Source organism: Aestuariibius insulae (assembly GCF_040783535.2).
GTDB classification, from domain to species: Bacteria; Pseudomonadota; Alphaproteobacteria; order Rhodobacterales; family Rhodobacteraceae; genus Aestuariibius; species Aestuariibius insulae.
On record NZ_JBFONW020000005.1, the window covers coordinates 115,235 to 134,252 of the forward strand.

A 19,018-nucleotide genomic window follows, 5' to 3' on the forward strand; every position below is an offset into this window, starting at 1 on the left:
GATGGTGCACCCGCTTCGGCCGGGCTTATTCGGCAGCAATCGTACCTGTCCGGACCGTCCGGTCCTCGCGGTAGGGAAGATCGCTGGCGAAGGGCGCGAAAGCATCGTCCACGGGGGTCAGCGCGATTTGATTGGCGTAGTTCGTCATCACCTTGGCCGCGATGCAGGCCACCACATCAAGCGCGGCCCGGCGAGAATATCCGGCCTCAAGAAACGCCTGCAGCTGGCTTGATGCCATCCGGCCCTGATTGCGTAGAACGAGCAACGCAAAGTCGCGCAACGCGTCTAGTTTAGGATCGTCGAAGGGCTTGTCCTGCCGCACGGCGACCAATTGCTCGTCGGTATTGTCGAAAATCTCCATCTTGCGCAAGGCGGTATGGCCCGCCACGCAGTATTGGCAGGCATTGGCATGAGCGACGCTGGTCTGGACGATATTGATTTCCTGCCGGGTGAGGGCGGCATCCGCCAGCAGGTTGTTCTGCGTCTGCCAGTAGGAGGTCAAAAGGGCCGGGCTTTCTGCCAGCACGGCAGCAAGGTTAGGGACCATCCCGAATGTATCGAGATACCAGGCAAGCGGCTCCTGCGATCCTTCCGGTGCAGAGGCGGCGGTGTGGATCGGGAAGTCGCGTTCGGTTGCGTCGGGTTGTGTCATCGGGCTCTCCTTCTTCAGGTTGCTCATGGACGATACAGAGCGCATTTTCGTGACGGAACAGGCAATATTGCCTTACCTTTGGTCTGAAATTGCACCAAGGTAGAACGATGCAGAACGACTGGAACGACCTTCAGATCTTCCTCGCGCTCGAGCGGGGAAAGACCGCGCGCGAGGCGGGTGCGCGCCTAAAGGTGAGCCACTCCACCATCTCAAGACGTCTCGACGCGATGGAGACGCGCTTTGGAACGAAGCTGTTCGACCGCACTCCTGACGGGTTCGTGCCGAATGCGTCGGGCGCTCGGATCCTCGCCCGGGCGCAGCAAATCGAAGCCGAGATGATGGAGCTCGAACGCATCGTAATCGGCAGCGACGTGCGTCTTCAAGGCGATATCAGGCTGACGGCGCCGCCGCCGGTCTGTGATTATCTGATCCTGCCGATGATCGCGGAATTCAAGGCACAGTACCCGCTGATCACTATCGATCTGGAATCGACCTATGACCATGCCGACCTCTCCCGGCGGGACGCCGATCTGGCGATCCGGTTCTCTGAAGAGCCCGACGACTATTTGGTGGGCCGCCGCCTGCCTGTGTTTGGCGAAGCGGTCTATGCCTCGCCTGCCTATATCGCCGCGCATTGGGAAAAGGGTCGCGCTGTGGATCCCGAATGGATCGGTTGGCCCACCGGTGGCCCGCTGTTCGACCGGGCGAGAAAGGCAAGCTTTCCGAAGGCGCGGATCAACTGGATTATGCCGAACCTCAATCTGCACGCCCGGGCCGCCGCCCATGGTCTGGGCATGACATCGATCCCTTGCGTGATGGGCGATCAATATCCCGGGCTCGTCCGGGTTCCGGGCACGCAGATCACCGCGACCCATCCCGGCTGGCTCTTGACCCATCCGGATTTGCGCCGGATGGAGCGTGTGCGCGTTTTTGCAAAGTTTCTGGCCGAGGCCATCCTGGGCAAGGCAGATCTTGTCGGTGGCCTGGATCCCGCCAGCCCGAATCGCTATGACGATTGAGAAAACGGGCCCGCTACCGCAGGCCCTCTTCGTCCAGCAGGTGCCGCCCCGCGCGATCCTCGACCTCGATCACCCAGACGTCGCGGTCCATCTGCCGCTGGCGGGCCAATGCTTCGTCGACCTCCGTCTCGGGCCCTTCGGAGAGGATAACCCAGACGCGCTCACCGCTCATCAGATCATAAGACCGCTGGAAGACCCGGGCCTGCCCGTCGAGGGTGTTGAGCTTGATCAGGATGGCTCCCGCGGTGTCGTCTCCGCGGGCGACGACGAAGGCGGGGATGTCGGCGAGGCGTAGCCGCGACAGATAGGCCGCGACCCAGATCCCGCTGGCCAGGCGCGGCTCAGCCATCTCCGTCGCGGAAATCGAGGCCCATTTCGGAGTAGCGCTCCGCCTCTTCGAGCCAGCCGGGCCGGACCTTCACTTGCAGGAAGAGATGCACGCGGTTGCCGAGGAACTCTTCCAGCTCTTCGCGCGCGGCCTTGCCGACGGCCTTGATCGTCTCGCCCTTGTTGCCGAGTACGATCCCCTTATGGCCATCGCGCATGACATAGACGAGCTGGTCGATCTTGACCGACCCATCCTTGCGCTCTTCCCAGCTCTCGGTTTCGACGGTCAGCTGATAGGGCAGCTCCTGATGAAGGCGCAGCGTCAGCTTTTCGCGCGTCATCTCGGCGGCGATCATGCGCAGCGGCAGGTCGGCGATCTGATCCTCGGGATAGAGCCACGGACCCTCGGGCAGGACGCCCGCGATCCAGGCCTTGAGAGTATCGCAGCCATGGCCCTTCTCGGCGGAGATCATGAAGGTCTCGGTGAAGGCGAAGCGGTCGTTCATCTTTTGCGTCAGGCCCAGCAGGACCTCGGATTGGACGCGGTCGATCTTGTTGATTGCAAGCGCCACCGGAGCCTTGCCACCCCGGTCCTTGAGCTGCTCGAGGATCGCCTCGACACCGGGCGTGATGCCGCGATGCGCCTCGATCAGAAGGACGATCACATCAGCATCGGAGGCCCCGCCCCAGGCGGCGGCGACCATGGCGCGGTCGAGCCTGCGGCGCGGACGGAAGAGGCCCGGCGTGTCGACGAAGACGATCTGGCTCTCTCCTTCGATGGCGACGCCCCGGATGCGGGCGCGCGTCGTCTGCACCTTGTGGGTGACGATCGACACTTTCGCGCCGACCATGCGGTTCAGGAGGGTCGACTTGCCTGCATTGGGCTCTCCGATCAGGGCAGCGAAACCGGCACGGGTCATGAGGATCCTTTCACGCGGGCGAGAAGCGCCTTGGCCGCCGCCTGTTCGGCTTGCCGTTTCGATCCGGCCTCGGCGGATTCGGTTTCGCCCGATTGAAGACGGCCTTCGATGGTGAAAACCGGCGCATGGTCGGGGCCCGACCGGCCGACTTCGACATATTCGGGCGGTGCATCGCCCCGTGCCTGCGCCCATTCCTGCAGCGAGGTCTTGGAATCCCGCGCGTCGTCTTCGACCGCGCGCACCCGCGCGCCCCAAAGCCGCTGCACCAGATCGCGCGCTACGTCGAACCCGGCATCCAGATAGACCGCCGCGATCACCGCCTCCATCGCGTCGGCCAGCAGCGCCTCCTTGCGGCGCCCACCGGTCTTCATCTCGGAGCGGCCCATCTTGAGCACTGCGCCCAGATCGATTTCGCGCGCGACCTCGGCGCAGGTTTCCTTGCGCACCATCGCGTTGAAGCGCGGCGCGAGCAGACCTTCGGGCGCTTTCGGATCGTCCGCCAGAAGCGCCTCGGCCATGGCCAGACCCAGCACCCGGTCGCCGAGAAATTCCAGTCGCTCGTTGTCGTCGCGATTGGCCGAGGACATGGAGGCATGGGTCAGCGCGCGCACGAGCAGCTCCGGCTTGCCGAAGCGGTGCCCGATGCGGTCCGAGAACTCCTGAAGATCGCTGCTCAGTTTCATCCGATGACCTGCATGTAGCGGCCCGCGCGCCATGTCCAGAACTGCAAGGGCGATTGACCGGCATAAGAGAAGAGAACGACGCTCAACCGCGCCTCGATCGCCTCCAGTGGGACGAAGCCGACACCGCGCAGGACGCTCGGCGTGCGGCTGTCGGTGGAATTGTCGCGGTTGTCGCCCATGACGAAGACATGGCCCTCGGGGACCGTATAGCTAGCGGTATTGTCCGATCGCTGATCTGCGATGTCGAGAATGCGGTAGGGTGCCGTGCCGGGCAGCTGTTCGAGATAGGCGGCCTTTTCGCAAGGCGCGCCAAAGCCGACCGCCCCGTTGGAGCAACGCGGCAACGATCCGGATCGGCCCTGCCGCGCCATTGTCTCGGTAAACGTGCCGCCCGGCTCGGCGGGATAGGGGGTGTCGTTCAGGATCACGGTTCCGGCCTCAAGGCGGATCGTTTCTCCGCCCAAGGCCACGATCCGGGCCACATGAGGCCGGTCCGTGACGGGGTGGCGAAAGACGATGACATCCCCGCGCCCGTGATCTTCGGCAAAGCGTAGACCGGCGGCGTAATCACCGACGAGAAGCGTCGGTTTCATGCCTCCCGCCGGCATCACATAGGGTTCCCAGATCAGGCGCGTCAGGATGACGAACGCCCCCAGAGCGGTCAGCATGAAGCCCACCGATCGCAGCCGCGACGGCGGAACGCGCCCATAGGTCGCCCGCGTCGAGATCAGGAGTAGCGCGAGCAGCAGCGCAAGGTTGAGGCCCGGCACGAATGTCAGCCACGTCCAAAGGCCGCTGAGCTTCGCATCGTGCAGCCGCCGGATGGTCAGACCAACAAGGGGGATCAGCAGGATCGCGGCCACAACAATGACGACGGCCTCGCCCCAATAGGGGATATCCCGACGCTCGAGCACATAGCTGCCGATGACGGAAAAAACAGTGAAGCCAAGAAGCGCCAGCAGGTAGCGGCCACGCGGCGTCGTACCGTTCCAGTCAAAGCCTGAGACAAGCGCCTTCCGCACGGGCCCGGCCCCTAGTCGATCCTCTCGAAGAAGCGGTCGCCGCGCCAGGTCCAAAAGGCCAGCATCCGCCGCCCGGACGAGGAAAAGATCACCCGGTCGGCGCGCCCGATGAGGTTCTCATACGGCACGAACCCTACTCCGCCGCTGGCCTGCGGCACGCGGCTGTCGGTGGAATTGTCGCGGTTGTCGCCGATGAAGAAGTAATGCCCCTCGGGCACGGTGAACACGCCCGTGCTGTCGAGGCGGCGGTCGCCGACATTCAGGACCGCATGGGTGCTCCCGCCCGGCAGCGTCTCGATCTGGCGCGGCTTTTCGCAGACGCCGCCTTGCCCGACCGGCGCGTTGGCGCAGCTTGGGGTCAGACCTTGCGGGCCCTGAAGCTCGTATGTTTCGGTGAAGATCCCGTCATCCTCAAGCGCGACGGCCTCACCGTTGATATGCAGCACACCGCTTCGCATCTGCACCGTTTCTCCCGGCAGCCCGATGACCCGCTTGATGAAATCGCGCCCCGTGACCGGATGGCGGAAGACGACGACATCGCCCCGCTCGGGTTCGGAGCCGAAGAGCCGTCCGTTATCGCCATCGAAGATTCCGCAGATATCCTCTGCATCGATATCGATACCCAGCCGCGCGATCCGGATCGACGGGCAGGAGGCGTAGGAATAGCCGTAGCTCATCTTGTTGACGAAAAGGAAATCGCCGATCAGCAGCGTGTCCTTCATCGACCCCGACGGGATCCAGAACGGCTGGAAGAAGAGGGTGCGGAAGATCCCCGCGATCAGAAGGGCGTAGACCACCGTCTTGATAAGCTCGACGGTGCTGGCAACAAAGCCTTGCGGTTCGGACATTCAGCACTCCGGGAAGGGTTCGGCGCTACATGCGGGCGCGCCTGCGTCAAGTCAAGCGACGCCGCCCACATCTGCGCGAGGACGCGCCTCGATCACGACGAAGGCCTGCGCCCAAGGGTGATCGTCGGTTAGCGTCACGTGGATGATGGCCTTATAGCCATCGGGCGTCATCTCGGCCAGTCGCTCGGCGGCCCAGCCGGTCACATGCATGACGGGCTGGCCGGTCCTGAGGTTCGAGACGGCCATGTCCTTCCATGAGATCCCCATGCGCAGACCCGTGCCCAGCGCCTTGGAGCAGGCTTCCTTGGCGGCCCAGCGTTTGGCATAGGTTCCGGGCGTGTCGGCCCGCCGCTCGGCCTTGGTTTGCTCAACTTCCGTGAAGACGCGATTGCGGAACCGGTCCCCGAACCGCTCGAGCGTGCCCGCGATCCGGTCGATATTCGCAAGATCCGTTCCGATACCGAGGATCATCCGTAAGAGCCTTTCGAAGGTTTCCTCCTAAACAGCGCAAAAAAGCCGCCCCCACAAGGGGAGCGGCCATGGAACTCGTCAGGACGTAGTTTTAGGCGGCGCGTTTATGATCGAGGCGCGCGATGCCTTGGTCGATCCGGTCGCGCTGATGGGTCAGAAAGGACCACTCGGCATCCGTGTCGACCGCCTTCATCGCATCCTCATAAAGATCCCGTAGCGATTGTTCGCCGCGCCGGATCTCTGCGAGGACCGCATCGTCCCCTTCGGACAGCGTGTCGCGCAGGTTCACGAACATGCGGTGCGCAGAGGCAAGAAGCGATCCGTCCTCATCTAGATTAATGTCCTTGGAGGCAAAGACGCTGCGAAGCGTCTGTGCAAACTCGGCCCGTTCGTTACGAAGCTCGGTCATGATCGTGCGCAGAAATCCGTCGGAGACGGAATCCAGCGCATCGTTATAGCCATCGCGGCTGTCGATCATGCGGGTATAGAGCTTTTCAATCGGCTTATGGTCGTTGGTCATTGTCATGTCTCTTTCTGTTAGGTGACGTCGTTAAACCAACGGCCCGCAGCGAGCAGAGTTCAGATTTTCTCAGGAAATATTGAGCAAACTGCGACGGGATGTCCCGGAACCTTAGGACACTGATATTCACGAAATCAGGTGGGCGGGGCTTGCCGTGTTCTGACTGGACGTCGTCTTTACGGGACAAAGCGGGCATTCGTTACGCGCGCTAATGTCTGCTCTGAATGGACAGTTTGATCACCAGGCAGTTTACAATGCCCCTCCACACTTTCCATCAGATATAGCATATCTTTCTAAAACATAGCGCCCTACAGCAGTTCCAGAAACAATACGCACCGCAATGAAATCTGGAGCCTTAATATCCGCTTGCTGCTGCACGAACGGAATAACGGATGGCGCATAATGATTGCAAAGAGCCAATAGAAGATCATCCAAATTTTCGTTACCGAACAGACCATCGGGGACTGGGTCCGGCTGTATGCGCATTTCGATGCCTTGGCCGTGAGACAAATCAGACAAGACACCAGTGTCAACTAGAGCCCATTGTACGTCTTGCGCTGAGACAGGCGGCGCCACCGCCAGTAGTAAGCTAACAAGTACCATCGCAAGTTTCATGAAAATGCCTTTACGGTGAAGACTGAGGAAAATGCTGTATGTTCTTGAAGCGAAGATTGCAGCAAAGTGCAGCATCCGGCAATCTAGGCTCTAAGCCGCTGTTAAGCCAATCTTTGAAGTGATCCTCAGAAACATCTGATACTCGACCTCGTTCTCATCTTTATCGCGTCGATCCCGGCGTGGCGGCGACAGCAAGCAGCCCGCTTACCCCTCCCGCGCCTCATCCATCAGTCTCCGCATCTCTGCGATAGCTGGCGTGAGGCCGCGAAAGATCGCCTCTCCGATCAGGAAATGGCCGATGTTCAGCTCGCGCACTTCAGGCAGGGCGGCGACGGGCTGGACCGTGTCGTAGGTCAGGCCATGGCCTGCATGAACCTCGAGGCCCAACTCGTGGCCGAAGGCGGCCATGTCGGCCAGCTTGGCCAGCTCGGCGTCGCGCTCTTCCAGACGGCCCTCGGCATAGGCGTCGCAATAGGCGCCGGTATGCAGCTCGATCACCTCGGCGCCGATCCGGTTGGCCGCCTCGATCTGGCGCTGATCGGCGGCGATGAAGATCGACACGCGGCAGCCGGCCTCGCGCAGGGGGGCGATATAGTGGGCCAGCCGGTTCTCGTCCTTGGCGACCTCAAGGCCGCCTTCGGTCGTCCGCTCCTCGCGCTTTTCAGGCACGATGCAGACCGCGTGGGGCACGTGGCGCAAGGCGATCTTCTGCATCTCGTCGGTGGCGGCCATCTCGAAATTGAGCGGCGTCGTCAGCACGTCCATCAGCGCCTCGATATCGGCGTCCGAGATGTGGCGCCGGTCCTCGCGCAGATGCGCGGTGATCCCGTCGGCGCCTGCCTCTTCGGCGATACGGGCCGCGCGCACTGGGTCGGGCACAGCGCCGCCGCGCGCGTTCCGGACCGTCGCCACGTGATCGATATTCACCCCTAGCCGCAAATGCCCCGCCATATCCTTGCCTTCCCCGTTACTGCGCCTTCTGGTCCCGCGTCCGCTGCGCCAACCGCTCGAGCCGCGCCCGAAGCACCTTGCGCCGCCGGTTCTGATGCGCCCGGATCACCGGCAGCGCCAGCATCGACACAGCGGTGGCAACCAGCATGCCCGGCAGGATGCCCCCGATCAGATAGGGGAAAAAGACCTCGTCGTAAAACCGCCCGAGCCGCGCCCAGTTGGTATCGGCATGGGTGAAAATCGCCAGAAAGTTCGCCCACAGATCCGAGCCCGCATCGGAGAACTTGCGCGCCAGCGAAACATGCGCCTCGGGATCGGGGCGGTTGCCCAGCAGCCAGTTCCCGAAATTCAGCGCCACGACCCCGATTGGCACATAGGTCAGCGGATTGCCGAAGAACGTCGCCAGCAGCGCGGCGAGGATATTGCCGCGCATGATCTTGGCCATGATGGCCGCGATGACGAAATGCAGACCGTAGAACGGCGTGAAGGTGGTAAAGATCCCCGCCCAGATCCCGCGCGAGATCTTCTCGGGCGTGTCGGGGAGGCGGCGCAGACGGTGCTTTACGTATTCAAATGCCCGGGCCCAGCCGCCCTTGGGCCAGAGCGCGTCAAGCACGATGCGCAGAATGCCTCTTCTGTCGCGGCGCTTGAAAACCACTTCCCGTATCCTCTTTGACGGCCCTTGCCTTGCGGCGGCGCACCCTTGTTCCATTCGCACGTCGTCATCGCGCCGCGATATGTCAATTCTGCGACACCAGTTCGGCGTCGCGGCGACGCGCCGCACCGTTCGGCCCCGAGGCGATCGCCTCTGCGGGGCTGACCCGGCGGGGATCGCGGTGCCGGGCAAGGTTTGCCACGTCGCTATCGGCCTCGAGCGCGGTCATGACCGTGTGCAGATGCTCTGCATCGCGCAAATCCACGTCCACGAGAATCCGGTAATAATCCGGTTTCCTATCCAGAAAACTAAGATCGGAGATATTTGCAGATTGCTCCGCGATCAATGTGCAGATTCGTCCCAGCACACCCGCCGCGTTGGAAATCGTGATATCGAGCGTGACCGTATTGTCCGCCGGATGCCGCCCTTCATGCCATCTGAGGTCCAGCCAGCGCTCGGGCTGGTGTTCATAGGTCGCGAGCGCATCGCAATCGATGGCATGAACGACGACGCCTTCGCCGCGAAAGGTGATGCCGACGATCCTCTCGCCGGGCACGGGCTGGCAGCATCCCGCCCGGCCGAAGCTCTGCTCCGAGGTCAGGCCGATCACCGCGCGGGCGCCGTCGATCTCTTCGCCCTCCTGCTCGGCCAGATCGGGATAGATCGCGGCCACAACCTCGCGCGCGGTGATCTCGGCAGAGCCCAGATGCGCCAGCATCTCCGGCATCGAGGGCATGCCCAGCGTCTTGGCCGCGGTCCGGAGCGCCTTGTCCGTCGCCCGCTTGCCCACATGTTCGAAGGCCACCCGCGCCAGCTCCCGGCCTAGCCGGACAAAGCGCTCGCGATCTTCCTCGCGCAGGGCCTTGCGGATGGCCGACTTGGCCTTGCCGGTCACCGCGATATCGACCCAAGTCACCTGCGGGCTTTGTCCTTCGGCTGTGATGATCTCAACCGATTGCCCGTTCTTGAGCCGTGTCCAGAGCGGAACGCGGATATTGTCAACCTTGGCCCCGACGCAGGCCGATCCGATCCGGGTGTGGATCGCATAGGCGAAATCGATGGGCGTCGCCCCGCGCGGCAGCTTGATCACATCGCCCTTGGGCGTGAAGCAGAAGACCTGATCCTGATACATCTCCAGCTTGACCGCCTCGAGAAACTCGTCGTGGTCGCCTTCGGCATCAAGCCGTTCGGTCAGTGCGTTGATCCACTTCGCAGGATCGACGGCAAAGGGGTTCTCCACCCGCTCGCCATCCCGATAGGACCAGTGCGCGGCCACGCCTGCCTCGGCCACCTCATGCATCTGGCGGGTGCGGATCTGCACCTCGACCCGTTTGCCGTCGCGCCCCGACACTGTGGTGTGGATCGACCGGTAGCCGTTCGATTTCGGCTGGCTGATATAGTCCTTGAACCGCCCGGGCACCGCGCGCCAGCGCTGGTGGATCGCACCCAGGATCCGGTAGCAGTCCGCCTCGCTGTCGCAGATGATCCGAAAGCCGTAGATGTCGCTCAGCCGGGAGAAGCCCTGATCCTTCTCCTGCATCTTGCGCCAGATCGAATAGGGCTTCTTAGCGCGACCGAAGACATCCGCCTCGATCCGTTCAGCCATCAGCAGAACGCGGATATCCTGATTGATCTGGGTGACGACATCGCCCGCTTCGCGCTGGAGCGTGAGGAACCGCCGGATGATCGAGGAGCGCGCATCGGGGTTGAGCACGCGGAAGGCCAGATCCTCCAGCTCCTCGCGCATCCATTGCATCCCCATCCGGCCGGCCAGAGGCGCATAGATCTCCATCGTCTCGCGCGACTTCTGGACCTGCTTGTCGGGCCGCATCGCCTTGATCGTGCGCATGTTGTGCAGCCGGTCGGCCAGCTTGACCAGCGTGACCCGCAGATCCTTGGAGGTCGCCATGAAAAGCTTGCGGAAATTCTCGGCCTGCTTGGTCTCGGCCGACGAAAGCTGCAGGTTGGTCAGCTTGGTGACCCCGTCCACCAGCTCCGCGATCTCGGTGCCGAATCGCGTCTCCACATCCTTGTAGGAGGCGCGGGTATCCTCGATCGTGTCGTGCAGCAGCGCGGTGACGATCGAGGCATCATCCATCTGCTGTTCGGTCAAAATGGCGGCGACAGCGACGGGATGGGTGAAATAGGGCTCACCGGAATGGCGGAACTGCCCTTCATGCGCGGCCTCGCCATAGGTGAAGGCGCGCCGCAGCAGATCTTCGTTCGTATGCGGATTATAGTTGCGGACCAGGACGATCAGATCGTCGATATCGATCATCTTGTCCCGCCCGGGGTCAACCCTGCCCTTGCGCTTCCATCAGCGCGCGCAGGAGCTTTTCCTCATCCATATCATCAGCTTGTGGCTTATCGGTCTCCTGACCCATGAGCAGCGCCATCGCGTCCTCTTCAGGCTCGTCGACCTCGATCTGGGTCTGGTTCGCCTCGATCATCCGCTCGCGCAGATCGTCCGCCTGCTGCGTTTCGTCGGCAATCTCGCGCAGGGCGACGACGGGGTTCTTGTCGTTGTCCCGCTCGACCGTCAGGGGAGAACCCGTCGACAGCTCGCGGGCTCGATGCGCTGCGAGCATGACAAGCTCGAACCGGTTCGGAACTTTATCGACGCAATCTTCGACGGTGACGCGGGCCATGGAACTCTCCGGATGAAGGCGAATGCGGAAGCTGGGGGCATAAAGCCTCTAAAAGGGATTGACAAGACGCGACCGGCAACCCCGGGCGCCCTCAATCAGCCGCCTCTTCCAGCCGCTGGACGCCTGCCCGGTCCTCCTCAGGAAGAGCCTCCAGCATCTGCCGAACGGTCAGGCCGGTCAGGGGATGCCGCCAGTCCGGCGCCACCTCCGCCAGCGGCTCGAGGACAAAGGCCCGCTCAGCCATGCGCGGATGCGGCAGGATCAGCGTCTCGGGCGCCTGACGGGCGCGCGCCTCCTCGGGAAGCTGCCGCCAGCGGGTCTGGGTTTCGGCATCCGGGCAGACCAGATCCCCCATCGCGATCAGATCCAGATCAAGCGTTCGCGCCGACCACCGCGCCTCCCGTCTTCGGCCAAATTGCGACTCGATCCGGTGCAGGGCGTCCAGCACCGCTTTTGGCTGCAAAGCAGTCTCAACAGACACGGCAGCGTTGATAAAGTCCGGCCCTTGACCTGGAGGAAAGCATGGCGTTTTAAAGAAGTCACTTTGATGTGAGATCTCGCCGACCTCGTCAGAAAGCTGCAAAAGCGACGCTTCGAGGGTCAAAAGCGGCGGTTGATGGCCAAAAGGCAGATTCGCGCCCAAGCAGATTAGAGCCGACTGCCTCCGTGTCACAGAACCACGGGCTTGCGTCATAAATTCTATTCCTCCAAAACATGAATCTGGGTCATGCACTTCCCTACCACTCACCGTTTGTGTGGCCCCGAAAGGATATTTAAGATGTTTTATCGTGATGAGCGATTAGCGCTCTTCATCGATGGATCGAATCTATATGCAGCAGCCAAGGCATTAGGCTTCGACATCGATTACAAGTTGCTCCGGCAGGAGTTTATGCGCCGGGGAAAGCTCCTTAGGGCGTTTTACTACACCGCCCTTCTCGAAAACGACGAATACTCTCCCATTCGCCCGCTGGTGGATTGGCTCCACTACAACGGCTTCACGATGGTGACCAAACCGGCCAAGGAATATACCGACAGCCAGGGTCGCCGGAAGGTCAAAGGCAACATGGATATCGAGCTGACGGTCGATGCCATGGAACTGGCCCCCCATGTCGATCACATCGTTCTGTTTTCGGGCGATGGCGATTTCCGCCCCCTGATCCAGGCGCTGCAACGCAAAGGCGTGCGGGTGTCGGTCGTCTCGACCATCCGGTCGCAGCCGCCGATGATCGCCGATGATCTGCGCCGGCAAGCCGACAACTTCATCGAGCTGGACGAACTGCGGGATGTCGTCGGACGCCCCCCGCGCGAGCCGCGGGAGTTCAACGCGCCGCAAAAGTCAGAGAGCGAAACCGAAGAAGAGACCGTGGCCGAATAAGGCCCCGACGGGGAACCGGTTCGGGATGGCGCGGCTTAGGCCTCGATGACCGATACGGCCTCCCTGCTGACGCTATTCGTCGCCGCCTTCGGGGCGGCGACGATCCTCCCCTTCCAGTCCGAGATCGTCTTTGTCGCGCTTCAGCTGCGCGGTGACGTGTCGCTGACTGCCCTTCTTATCGTCGCCTCTATCGGCAATACGCTGGGATCCTGCGTCAACTATGCCATGGGCATGGGGATCGAGCGCTTTCGGCACCGCCGCTGGTTTCCCGCCTCCGAGGCGCAGCTGGACCGCGCCCAACGCTGGTACGCGAAATACGGCGTGTGGTCGCTTCTGCTGTCCTGGGCACCGTTCGGCGACGCGATCACCGTCGTCGCAGGCATCATGCGCACACGGTTCTGGCTGTTTCTGAGCCTCGTCGCGATCGCCAAGACAGGCCGCTACGTGATCCTTGCCTGGCTGACCGCGCGAACCGGGCTCGGCGCGGACTAGACGCCGCTTGCCACCGGCACAGGCCGCGCATCGCGCAAACCTGAGATCCCGCCCGTGCCACCCACGGCCGCGACGGCCGCCGCGCCGCAGCGGTTGCCCGCCTCCAGACAGTCGGGAACTGGCGCGCCCGCAAGCCAACGGTCCAGAAACCCGCCATTGAACGCATCCCCCGCCCCGGTCGTGTCGACCGTTCGCGCCGGATGCCCCGCCGCCTCCCATTGATCCGTCCCTTTGAGGGCAACAGCCCCCGCCGCGCCGCGCTTGATCACGGTCAGCATCGGGCCGCCCAGCGCAATTCCCTGATCGAGGAACCGCTGCGCTTCCGCGTCGTTCGGCAGGAACAGATCCACACCCGCGATCAGCGCCCCTGCCTTGTCCGGCAGATCGTCCTCCCAACCGCAATCGAGCGATACGCTCAGGCCCGCCTTCCGAGCGACCTCCAGAAGCCAGGGGTTGTCGGCCAGCGTCCGCAGCTCTCCGATATGCAGATGCCGCAGACCGGGAGCCGCCATCTGGTCTGGCCCAAGGCGCGGCAAGGCGGGCCCGGAGGCGCGCGTCAGAAAGGCCCGGTCCTGTGCCGTCGTCATCGCCACGGTAATCTGGGGATCGCTCCCCTCGGGCGCTGCCCGGCACAGATCCGCCCCGACCCCGAACCGCGCCAGATCCGCCTGCACCAGCGCCCGGAACGGATCGGCAGGCAAGGTCGCGGCAAGCGATGCCGGACGGCCCAACGCCGCCAGATAAGCCGCCGTGATGAAAGCACCGCCGCCTGCATAAAGACCCAGCCCGTCGGCAAAGGTCTCGGTCCCAAGCGTCGGGAGCCTGTCCAGCCCGGTGAAGACCAGATCGCAATACAGCCGTCCGGCACAAAGAACCCCGCCCGCACTCATCGCAGGCTCACTCCGCTGCCCGCATCGAACAAGTGCAGATCCTCGGCCTGAGCACCCAGCCGGACAGTGCTGCCGACCTCGGGCGGATGGCGGCCATCGGCCTTAGCCACGATCTCTCCGGCAGTCGTCTCGGCGTAGATCAGCGTCTCCGGCCCCAGCGGCTCGCGCACCGTGACGGTCCCCTCGATGATCCCGCCCTCCTGCGGATGCAGATCGTCGGGCCGCACGCCCAACATCACCGGCCCACCCGTGCCGGGCAGACCCATGGGCACGCGCCCGCCCGAGGCCAGAACCACATCGCCGCCCGCCTCGAGCGTTGCGGGCAGGATGTTCATCGACGGCGCCCCGATAAAGCGCGCCACGAACATGTTCGCAGGTGCGCGATAGACCTCGTCCGGCGTGCCGACCTGCTGAATATGGCCGTCCTTCATGATGACGATCCGGTCGGCGAGCGTCATCGCTTCGACCTGATCGTGGGTGACGAAGACGATGGTCGTGCCGACCCGCTGGTGCAGCTTCTTGATCTCCAGCCGCATCTGCGTGCGCAGCTGCGCGTCGAGGTTGCTGAGCGGCTCGTCAAAGAGGAACACCGCCGGATCGCGCACCATCGCCCGGCCGATGGCGACCCGCTGCCGCTGCCCGCCTGACAGCTGGCTCGGCTTGCGTTCGAGCAGGTCCGTCATCCCGAGAAGCGCCGCCACATCGGCGATCCGCGCCTCTTTATCCGCGCGCGGCATTTTGGACGACCGCAGCCCGAAGGCGATGTTCTTCTTCACGCTCATATGCGGGTAAATCGCGTAGTTCTGGAACACCATCGCTATATCGCGCTCTTTCGGCTCGAGGTTGTTGACCTCGCGGCCTCCGATTTCGATCACGCCCGATGTCACCTCTTCGAGGCCCGCGATCATCCGCAATGTCGTGGACTTCCCGCAGCCCGACGGGCCGACAAGCACGACAAACTCGCCATCGGCGATCTCAAGATCGATCCCGTGGAGCACCTCTGTCGCGCCATAGGATTTGCGCAAATCGCGCAGGGCCAAACCCGCCATACCCTTACCCTTCCTTTACCGCGTCAAAGGCCGCATCCAGCCGATCCGCCGCCTCGGACTGGCGCGCCAGCCGCGCCTCCTGCGCTTGGGCCAGCGTCGCCTGCTCGGCGCGGTAGATGCCCAGCGCCTCGGCCAGGGCCGCAGGTGCAGGCCCGCCCGTCCGGTCCCGGAGGGCTACGAAGGTCTCGGGCGCGACCGCCTCGCGGAATGCCGCCTCGTCCAGCGCCGATGCCCGGCCCGTCACCTCTGCAAAAGCCGTGGCAAACGCCTCAGCCCCCTCCGACAAGGGCACGCCCGCCTCGATCACCGCCTGCGCCGTGCGGGCCGCGATGTCGTGCGCCTGCCGAAAGCTCAGCCCGTCCTGCCGGACCAGCGTATCGGCCAGTTCGGTGATCGTGATGCAGGCCGCATCGCTGTTGCGCCGCACCTTAGCCGCATCGATAGAGCAGGCGGGCAGGAAGGCCGCCAGCAGATCCAGCATGCGCCCGCCGCTGTCGAAGGCCGCATAGCCCGCCTGCTGCACCTCGCCTTCGCTGTCGTTCATGTCGGTGAAGGGCGTATTGCGCATCGCGTCCACAATCGCATCGCAGCGCCCCGCCGTGACGCTGGCCAGATGGCGCATATGCTCGATCGGGACCGGGTTGCGCTTTTGCGGCATGATCGAGCTGATCTGCACAAGGCTGCGCGGCACATGAAGCTGCCCGACCTCGAAAGCCGACCAGAACGCCATGTCCTGCACGACGCGGCCCAGATGCACGAAGATCAGCTTGATCGCGGAATAGAGTCCGGTGACGTAATCGACCGACGCGATGCAGCCATAGGAGTTCAAAAGCGGCGCCTCGAACCCAAGCAGATCGGCCATCCGGGCGCGGTCGATGGGAAAGCCTGACGTGGTGATCGCGGCGGCCCCCATCGGGCAGTGATCCAGCGCTTGGATGGCGGCATCCAGCCGCGCCGCATCCCTGAGCGCCACCTCAATCACAGCGCCTAGATAATGCCCGAAGGTCGAGGGCTGTGCAGGCTGGCCATGGGTGTAGGCCACGATCAGCGTCTCGGCCTCCGCCTCGGCTTTGGCGGTCAGCGCCTGGGTCAGCGCCAGAAGCTGCCCCTGCAACGCCTCCGCCCGGCGGCGTAGCGCCATCTTGAAGAGCGTGTGATCCATGTCGTTGCGCGACCGCGCCGTATGCAGCGCGCCGCCCAGATCGCCGAGCCGCCGGGTCAACTCAGCTTCGACGACAAAGAAGTAATCCTCATGCTCGCCCGTATAGGTGAGCGCCTCGATATCCACCTCGTCCTCGATCCCCGCCAGAGCCTTGCCCAAAGCCGCCGCGTCGGGCCGCTCAAGGATCCCCGTCTCGGCCAGCATCACCAGATGCGCGCGGTTGATCCGCGCCATATCAGCGGCATGATGCCGCTTGACCGCCTCGAAGAGCGGCGCCAGCACCGTGTCTCGGTAGACCGGATGCGGAAAGACCGAGCTGTCTGTCACGCCAGCGCCTCGAGACCCGCGCGCGCCTCGTCCACGTCATAGGTCACCAGCTCAAGCTGGTTGCCCGCCGGATCAAGGAAGTTGAACGTCAGCGCCGCGCCGTAATCGTGGTGCCGCCCGGCGGTCAACGCCGTGCCGTCCCGCCCCTTCAAAAGCGCAGAGGGCAGCGCCTTTGCGAACTGCACGAAGGCCCGGCCGCTGGCATGGAAGGCGACCGTCCTGTCCCCGCCATCGGGGCGCGGCCCGACGAACAGCGACAGGCAATGGGCCCCACCCGTTCCCGGCGCCAGAAAGACCGGATGATCCTCGGCCACGTCGTCATGGCCCGCGCCGTAGACGGCCAGCCCCAGCACCCGCTTGTACCATCGCAATGCCGCCGCCCTGTCGGTGACGTAAAGATGGACATGATCCAGCCGGTCCGTCCGCACCAGCGGGGAGGCCTGCCCGAGCGGAGACACCGTCTCCTGAAACTCGGCCAGATCGCGTTGATAGTCATCCGCCGACGGGCGGTCCGGTGTCTCTGTCATCCTTTAAGTCCTGCCATGACAACGCCCCGAATGATGAAGCGTTGGAAAATCAGAAAAACGATCAGCGTCGGGATGGTCGAAATCGCCGCCCCCGTCATGATCAGCTCCCAGGCCACATCGGCCTCATCCCCGAACCCGGACAGGCCCACGGGCAACGTGTACATCTCGACCGAATTGGTCACGATCAGCGGCCACAGGAACGCGGTCCAGTTGCCGAGAAACACAAAGATCGCAAGCGCCGCGAGCGCGGGCCGCACGAGCGGCATCGCCACGCTCCACCAGATCTGGAACTCGTTGAGACCGTCGATCCGCGCCGCCTCCAGGAAATCGTCCGGCACGCTTTCGAAGAACTGCTTCATCAGGAAGACGCCGAAGGCCGTCATCATCCCCGGGAACATGATCCCCCAATAGCTGTCCAGCCAGCCGAAGCTCTGGCTCATCAGATACCACGGGATCACCAGCATCTCGGTTGGGATCATCAATGTCGAGAGGATCGCGATGAAGACCAGCGTGCGCCCCGGAAATCGGAACTTGCAAAGCGTGTAGCCCACCAGGCTGTCGAAAAAGAGGTTCGAGACGGTCGTCAGCGTCGCGATGATGATCGAGTTGATGAACCAGCCATAGAACCGCCCGTCCTCAAGGACATAGGTGTAATTCTCGAGCGTCGGCTCGTCCGGGATGAGGTTGATGTTGTAGACCTCATGCGGCCATTTCAGCGAGGTCGAGATCATGTAGGCGATCGGCATCACCATCGCGATCCCGCCCGCAAAAAGCAGCAGCCAGCGGATCACCTGCCCCATATTGCGCGGGCGGCGCGCGGCCCGGGCCTCCAGCAGGGTGCCGCTCGAGGCGCGGATGGTGTCCGTGGCCGTCACCTCAATTGCTCCTCAACAAGCGCAGCTGGATCAGACTGACGATCAGCAGGATCACGAAGAGCACCACCGTCTGCGCCGCCGCATAGCCCATGTCGTAATTGGTGAACGCCGTCTCGTAGATCATCAGAACCAGCGGCTTGGTCGCATTAAGCGGCCCGCCCGGATTGTTGGTCGTCATGTTGAAGACGTGATCGAAGATCCGCAGGAACCCGATGGAGGAAAAGACGACGATGAAGACGATTGTCGGCCTCAGCAGCGGGATGGTGATCTGGGTCAGCACCGTCCACCAGCCGACCCCGTCGATCTTGGCCGCCTCGTAATACGAGGTCGGGATCGCCCTCAGACCTGCCATGAAGATGATGATCTGAAAGCCAAGCCCCGCCCAGACGGCAGGCGCCAGCACGGCGGGCAGCGCATTGGTGGTCGAGTTCAGAAACTCCACCTGCGCGATCCCCATCGAGGCGAGCATGTTATTGAATAGGCCAATCGGCACGCCCTGATAGAACCACCGCCAGACCCAGGCCATCGCCACGGCGCTGGTCATGAAGGGCAGAAAGTACAGCATCCGCAGAAACCCATGGGCAAAGCGCAGCTTGTCGAGGTGGTAGGCGATCACAAAGGCCAGAACGAGGCTGACCGGCGTTCCGATCAGCAGATAGAGAAACGTGTTCTTAAAGACCTTCCAGAAGACCGGATCGGCGACCAGTTTGCGGTAATTTTCAAGCCCCGACCAACTGCGGCTGCCCAGAAGGTTCCAGTCCTGAAACGAAATCAGGATCGCGGTGCCCGTCGGATAGAACCGGATGACCACGTAGAAGATCACCGGCACCGCCAGAAACGCCCAGGCCCAGACGATCTGCTTTTGCCGGATGGTCAGGGCGCGATACCCGGTCATCGCAAAACGCCCGCCGGCCCGCGCAAAGGCGTCCCGGGCTTGACCCGGGACTTCCACCGCAAGGGCCCCCGCCTCACCCGTGGGACCCGGATAAG

23 protein-coding genes are annotated in these 19,018 nt (G+C 63.3%); 3 read left to right on the forward strand and 20 right to left on the reverse strand.

Annotated features, from left to right (window positions below; genetic code table 11):
• Positions 1-25 precede the first annotated feature (25 nt).
• Complete coding sequence (locus AAD018_RS14395) at positions 26-652, reverse strand: carboxymuconolactone decarboxylase family protein (RefSeq protein WP_367315478.1); 627 nt, start codon at positions 650-652, stop codon at positions 26-28.
• 107 nt (positions 653-759) lie between these two features.
• On the opposite strand from AAD018_RS14395, the gene AAD018_RS14400 reads away from it, so the two are divergent.
• Positions 760-1,671 (forward strand): LysR family transcriptional regulator, encoded by a 912-nt coding sequence (locus AAD018_RS14400; RefSeq protein ID WP_367315477.1) that lies wholly within the window; start codon positions 760-762, stop codon positions 1,669-1,671.
• Between the two features lie 13 nt (positions 1,672-1,684).
• Here AAD018_RS14400 and AAD018_RS14405 read toward each other — a convergent pair whose 3' ends face one another.
• The 13 genes from AAD018_RS14405 to folK form a co-directional block, all read right to left on the reverse strand.
• Entirely contained in the window at positions 1,685-2,020 is a 336-nt protein-coding gene (locus AAD018_RS14405; RefSeq protein WP_367315476.1) for a DUF1491 family protein, read from the reverse strand.
• Entirely contained in the window at positions 2,013-2,918 is a 906-nt protein-coding gene (era, locus tag AAD018_RS14410; protein WP_367315475.1) for a GTPase Era, read from the reverse strand. Before era ends, AAD018_RS14405 begins: the two co-directional genes overlap by 8 nt.
• Positions 2,915-3,601, reverse strand: coding sequence for a ribonuclease III (gene rnc, locus AAD018_RS14415; protein ID WP_367315474.1), 687 nt, complete (start codon positions 3,599-3,601; stop codon positions 2,915-2,917). Before rnc ends, era begins: the two co-directional genes overlap by 4 nt.
• Positions 3,598-4,623, reverse strand: coding sequence for a signal peptidase I (gene lepB / locus AAD018_RS14420; protein WP_367315473.1), 1,026 nt, complete (start codon positions 4,621-4,623; stop codon positions 3,598-3,600). Before lepB (AAD018_RS14420) ends, rnc begins: the two co-directional genes overlap by 4 nt.
• Before the next feature lie 11 nt (positions 4,624-4,634).
• Positions 4,635-5,471, reverse strand: coding sequence for a signal peptidase I (gene lepB, locus AAD018_RS14425; RefSeq protein WP_367315472.1), 837 nt, complete (start codon positions 5,469-5,471; stop codon positions 4,635-4,637).
• 51 nt (positions 5,472-5,522) lie between these two features.
• A complete protein-coding gene (acpS, locus tag AAD018_RS14430) occupies positions 5,523-5,942 on the reverse strand; it encodes a holo-ACP synthase (RefSeq protein WP_367315471.1) in 420 nt (139 codons plus the stop codon).
• A 91-nt stretch (positions 5,943-6,033) separates the two neighbouring features.
• The gene (locus tag AAD018_RS14435; RefSeq protein ID WP_367315470.1) at positions 6,034-6,462 is read right to left on the reverse strand and encodes a PA2169 family four-helix-bundle protein; all 429 of its coding nucleotides are present in this window, start codon (positions 6,460-6,462) and stop codon (positions 6,034-6,036) included.
• 249 nt (positions 6,463-6,711) lie between these two features.
• Positions 6,712-7,152 carry a hypothetical protein gene (locus AAD018_RS14440; protein WP_367315469.1) on the reverse strand — a complete coding sequence of 147 codons (441 nt, stop codon included), beginning with the start codon at positions 7,150-7,152 and terminating at the stop codon, positions 6,712-6,714.
• A 129-nt stretch (positions 7,153-7,281) separates the two neighbouring features.
• Positions 7,282-8,028, reverse strand: a complete 747-nt coding sequence (locus tag AAD018_RS14445; protein WP_367315468.1) for a pyridoxine 5'-phosphate synthase — start codon at positions 8,026-8,028, stop codon at positions 7,282-7,284.
• Between the two features lie 16 nt (positions 8,029-8,044).
• Positions 8,045-8,686 (reverse strand): DUF2062 domain-containing protein, encoded by a 642-nt coding sequence (locus AAD018_RS14450; protein ID WP_367315467.1) that lies wholly within the window; start codon positions 8,684-8,686, stop codon positions 8,045-8,047.
• Positions 8,687-8,768: 82 nt separating this feature from the next.
• On the reverse strand, positions 8,769-10,961 hold the full coding sequence (locus AAD018_RS14455) for a RelA/SpoT family protein (protein ID WP_367315466.1): 2,193 nt from the start codon (positions 10,959-10,961) through the stop codon (positions 8,769-8,771).
• Positions 10,962-10,977: 16 nt separating this feature from the next.
• Entirely contained in the window at positions 10,978-11,331 is a 354-nt protein-coding gene (gene rpoZ / locus AAD018_RS14460) for a DNA-directed RNA polymerase subunit omega (protein ID WP_367315465.1), read from the reverse strand.
• Positions 11,332-11,422: 91 nt separating this feature from the next.
• A complete protein-coding gene (folK, locus tag AAD018_RS14465; protein ID WP_367315464.1) occupies positions 11,423-12,025 on the reverse strand; it encodes a 2-amino-4-hydroxy-6-hydroxymethyldihydropteridine diphosphokinase in 603 nt (200 codons plus the stop codon).
• Positions 12,026-12,109: 84 nt separating this feature from the next.
• Between folK and AAD018_RS14470 the strand changes: the two genes are divergently transcribed.
• Together AAD018_RS14470 and AAD018_RS14475 are read left to right on the forward strand one after the other, a co-directional pair.
• Complete coding sequence (locus AAD018_RS14470) at positions 12,110-12,706, forward strand: LabA-like NYN domain-containing protein (protein ID WP_367315463.1); 597 nt, start codon at positions 12,110-12,112, stop codon at positions 12,704-12,706.
• A 45-nt stretch (positions 12,707-12,751) separates the two neighbouring features.
• Entirely contained in the window at positions 12,752-13,198 is a 447-nt protein-coding gene (locus AAD018_RS14475; protein WP_367315462.1) for a YqaA family protein, read from the forward strand.
• Here AAD018_RS14475 and AAD018_RS14480 read toward each other — a convergent pair.
• The 6 genes from AAD018_RS14480 to AAD018_RS14505 form a co-directional block, all read right to left on the reverse strand.
• Complete coding sequence (locus AAD018_RS14480) at positions 13,195-14,088, reverse strand: carbohydrate kinase family protein (protein ID WP_367315461.1); 894 nt, start codon at positions 14,086-14,088, stop codon at positions 13,195-13,197. The genes AAD018_RS14475 and AAD018_RS14480 overlap by 4 nt on opposite strands.
• Positions 14,085-15,137 (reverse strand): ABC transporter ATP-binding protein, encoded by a 1,053-nt coding sequence (locus AAD018_RS14485; RefSeq protein ID WP_367315460.1) that lies wholly within the window; start codon positions 15,135-15,137, stop codon positions 14,085-14,087. Before AAD018_RS14485 ends, AAD018_RS14480 begins: the two co-directional genes overlap by 4 nt.
• A gap of 4 nt (positions 15,138-15,141) precedes the next feature.
• On the reverse strand, positions 15,142-16,626 hold the full coding sequence (argH, locus tag AAD018_RS14490) for an argininosuccinate lyase (RefSeq protein ID WP_367315459.1): 1,485 nt from the start codon (positions 16,624-16,626) through the stop codon (positions 15,142-15,144).
• Positions 16,623-17,153 (reverse strand): VOC family protein, encoded by a 531-nt coding sequence (locus AAD018_RS14495; protein ID WP_367315458.1) that lies wholly within the window; start codon positions 17,151-17,153, stop codon positions 16,623-16,625. The genes argH and AAD018_RS14495 overlap by 4 nt, the downstream gene beginning before the upstream one ends.
• Positions 17,150-17,953: a carbohydrate ABC transporter permease gene (locus tag AAD018_RS14500; RefSeq protein WP_367315573.1), complete on the reverse strand. Its 804-nt coding sequence runs from the start codon at positions 17,951-17,953 to the stop codon at positions 17,150-17,152. The genes AAD018_RS14495 and AAD018_RS14500 overlap by 4 nt, the downstream gene beginning before the upstream one ends.
• A 76-nt stretch (positions 17,954-18,029) precedes the next feature.
• Positions 18,030-18,923 (reverse strand): carbohydrate ABC transporter permease, encoded by an 894-nt coding sequence (locus AAD018_RS14505; RefSeq protein WP_367315457.1) that lies wholly within the window; start codon positions 18,921-18,923, stop codon positions 18,030-18,032.
• Positions 18,924-19,018 lie beyond the last annotated feature (95 nt).

Excerpts from the sequence above, each read along its gene's own strand:
- AAD018_RS14440 (WP_367315469.1), bottom strand. The coding sequence starts at position 7,152 with ATGCTGCACTTTGCTGCAATCTTCGCTTCAAGAACATACAGCATTTTC.
- AAD018_RS14445 (WP_367315468.1), bottom strand. The coding sequence starts at position 8,028 with ATGGCGGGGCATTTGCGGCTAGGGGTGAATATCGATCACGTGGCGACG.
- folK (WP_367315464.1), bottom strand. The coding sequence starts at position 12,025 with ATGACGCAAGCCCGTGGTTCTGTGACACGGAGGCAGTCGGCTCTAATC.
- AAD018_RS14405 (WP_367315476.1), bottom strand. The coding sequence starts at position 2,020 with ATGGCTGAGCCGCGCCTGGCCAGCGGGATCTGGGTCGCGGCCTATCTG.
- AAD018_RS14435 (WP_367315470.1), bottom strand. The coding sequence starts at position 6,462 with ATGACCAACGACCATAAGCCGATTGAAAAGCTCTATACCCGCATGATC.
- AAD018_RS14395 (WP_367315478.1), bottom strand. The coding sequence starts at position 652 with ATGACACAACCCGACGCAACCGAACGCGACTTCCCGATCCACACCGCC.
- AAD018_RS14475 (WP_367315462.1), top strand. The coding sequence starts at position 12,752 with ATGACCGATACGGCCTCCCTGCTGACGCTATTCGTCGCCGCCTTCGGG.
- AAD018_RS14470 (WP_367315463.1), top strand. The coding sequence starts at position 12,110 with ATGTTTTATCGTGATGAGCGATTAGCGCTCTTCATCGATGGATCGAAT.
- AAD018_RS14500 (WP_367315573.1), bottom strand. The coding sequence starts at position 17,953 with ATGGGGCAGGTGATCCGCTGGCTGCTGCTTTTTGCGGGCGGGATCGCG.
- AAD018_RS14495 (WP_367315458.1), bottom strand. The coding sequence starts at position 17,153 with ATGACAGAGACACCGGACCGCCCGTCGGCGGATGACTATCAACGCGAT.
- era (WP_367315475.1), bottom strand. The coding sequence starts at position 2,918 with ATGACCCGTGCCGGTTTCGCTGCCCTGATCGGAGAGCCCAATGCAGGC.
- AAD018_RS14505 (WP_367315457.1), bottom strand. The coding sequence starts at position 18,923 with ATGACCGGGTATCGCGCCCTGACCATCCGGCAAAAGCAGATCGTCTGG.
- acpS (WP_367315471.1), bottom strand. The coding sequence starts at position 5,942 with ATGATCCTCGGTATCGGAACGGATCTTGCGAATATCGACCGGATCGCG.
- AAD018_RS14480 (WP_367315461.1), bottom strand. The coding sequence starts at position 14,088 with ATGAGTGCGGGCGGGGTTCTTTGTGCCGGACGGCTGTATTGCGATCTG.
- AAD018_RS14455 (WP_367315466.1), bottom strand. The coding sequence starts at position 10,961 with ATGATCGATATCGACGATCTGATCGTCCTGGTCCGCAACTATAATCCG.
- AAD018_RS14400 (WP_367315477.1), top strand. The coding sequence starts at position 760 with ATGCAGAACGACTGGAACGACCTTCAGATCTTCCTCGCGCTCGAGCGG.
- AAD018_RS14485 (WP_367315460.1), bottom strand. The coding sequence starts at position 15,137 with ATGGCGGGTTTGGCCCTGCGCGATTTGCGCAAATCCTATGGCGCGACA.
- rnc (WP_367315474.1), bottom strand. The coding sequence starts at position 3,601 with ATGAAACTGAGCAGCGATCTTCAGGAGTTCTCGGACCGCATCGGGCAC.
- rpoZ (WP_367315465.1), bottom strand. The coding sequence starts at position 11,331 with ATGGCCCGCGTCACCGTCGAAGATTGCGTCGATAAAGTTCCGAACCGG.
- lepB (WP_367315472.1), bottom strand. The coding sequence starts at position 5,471 with ATGTCCGAACCGCAAGGCTTTGTTGCCAGCACCGTCGAGCTTATCAAG.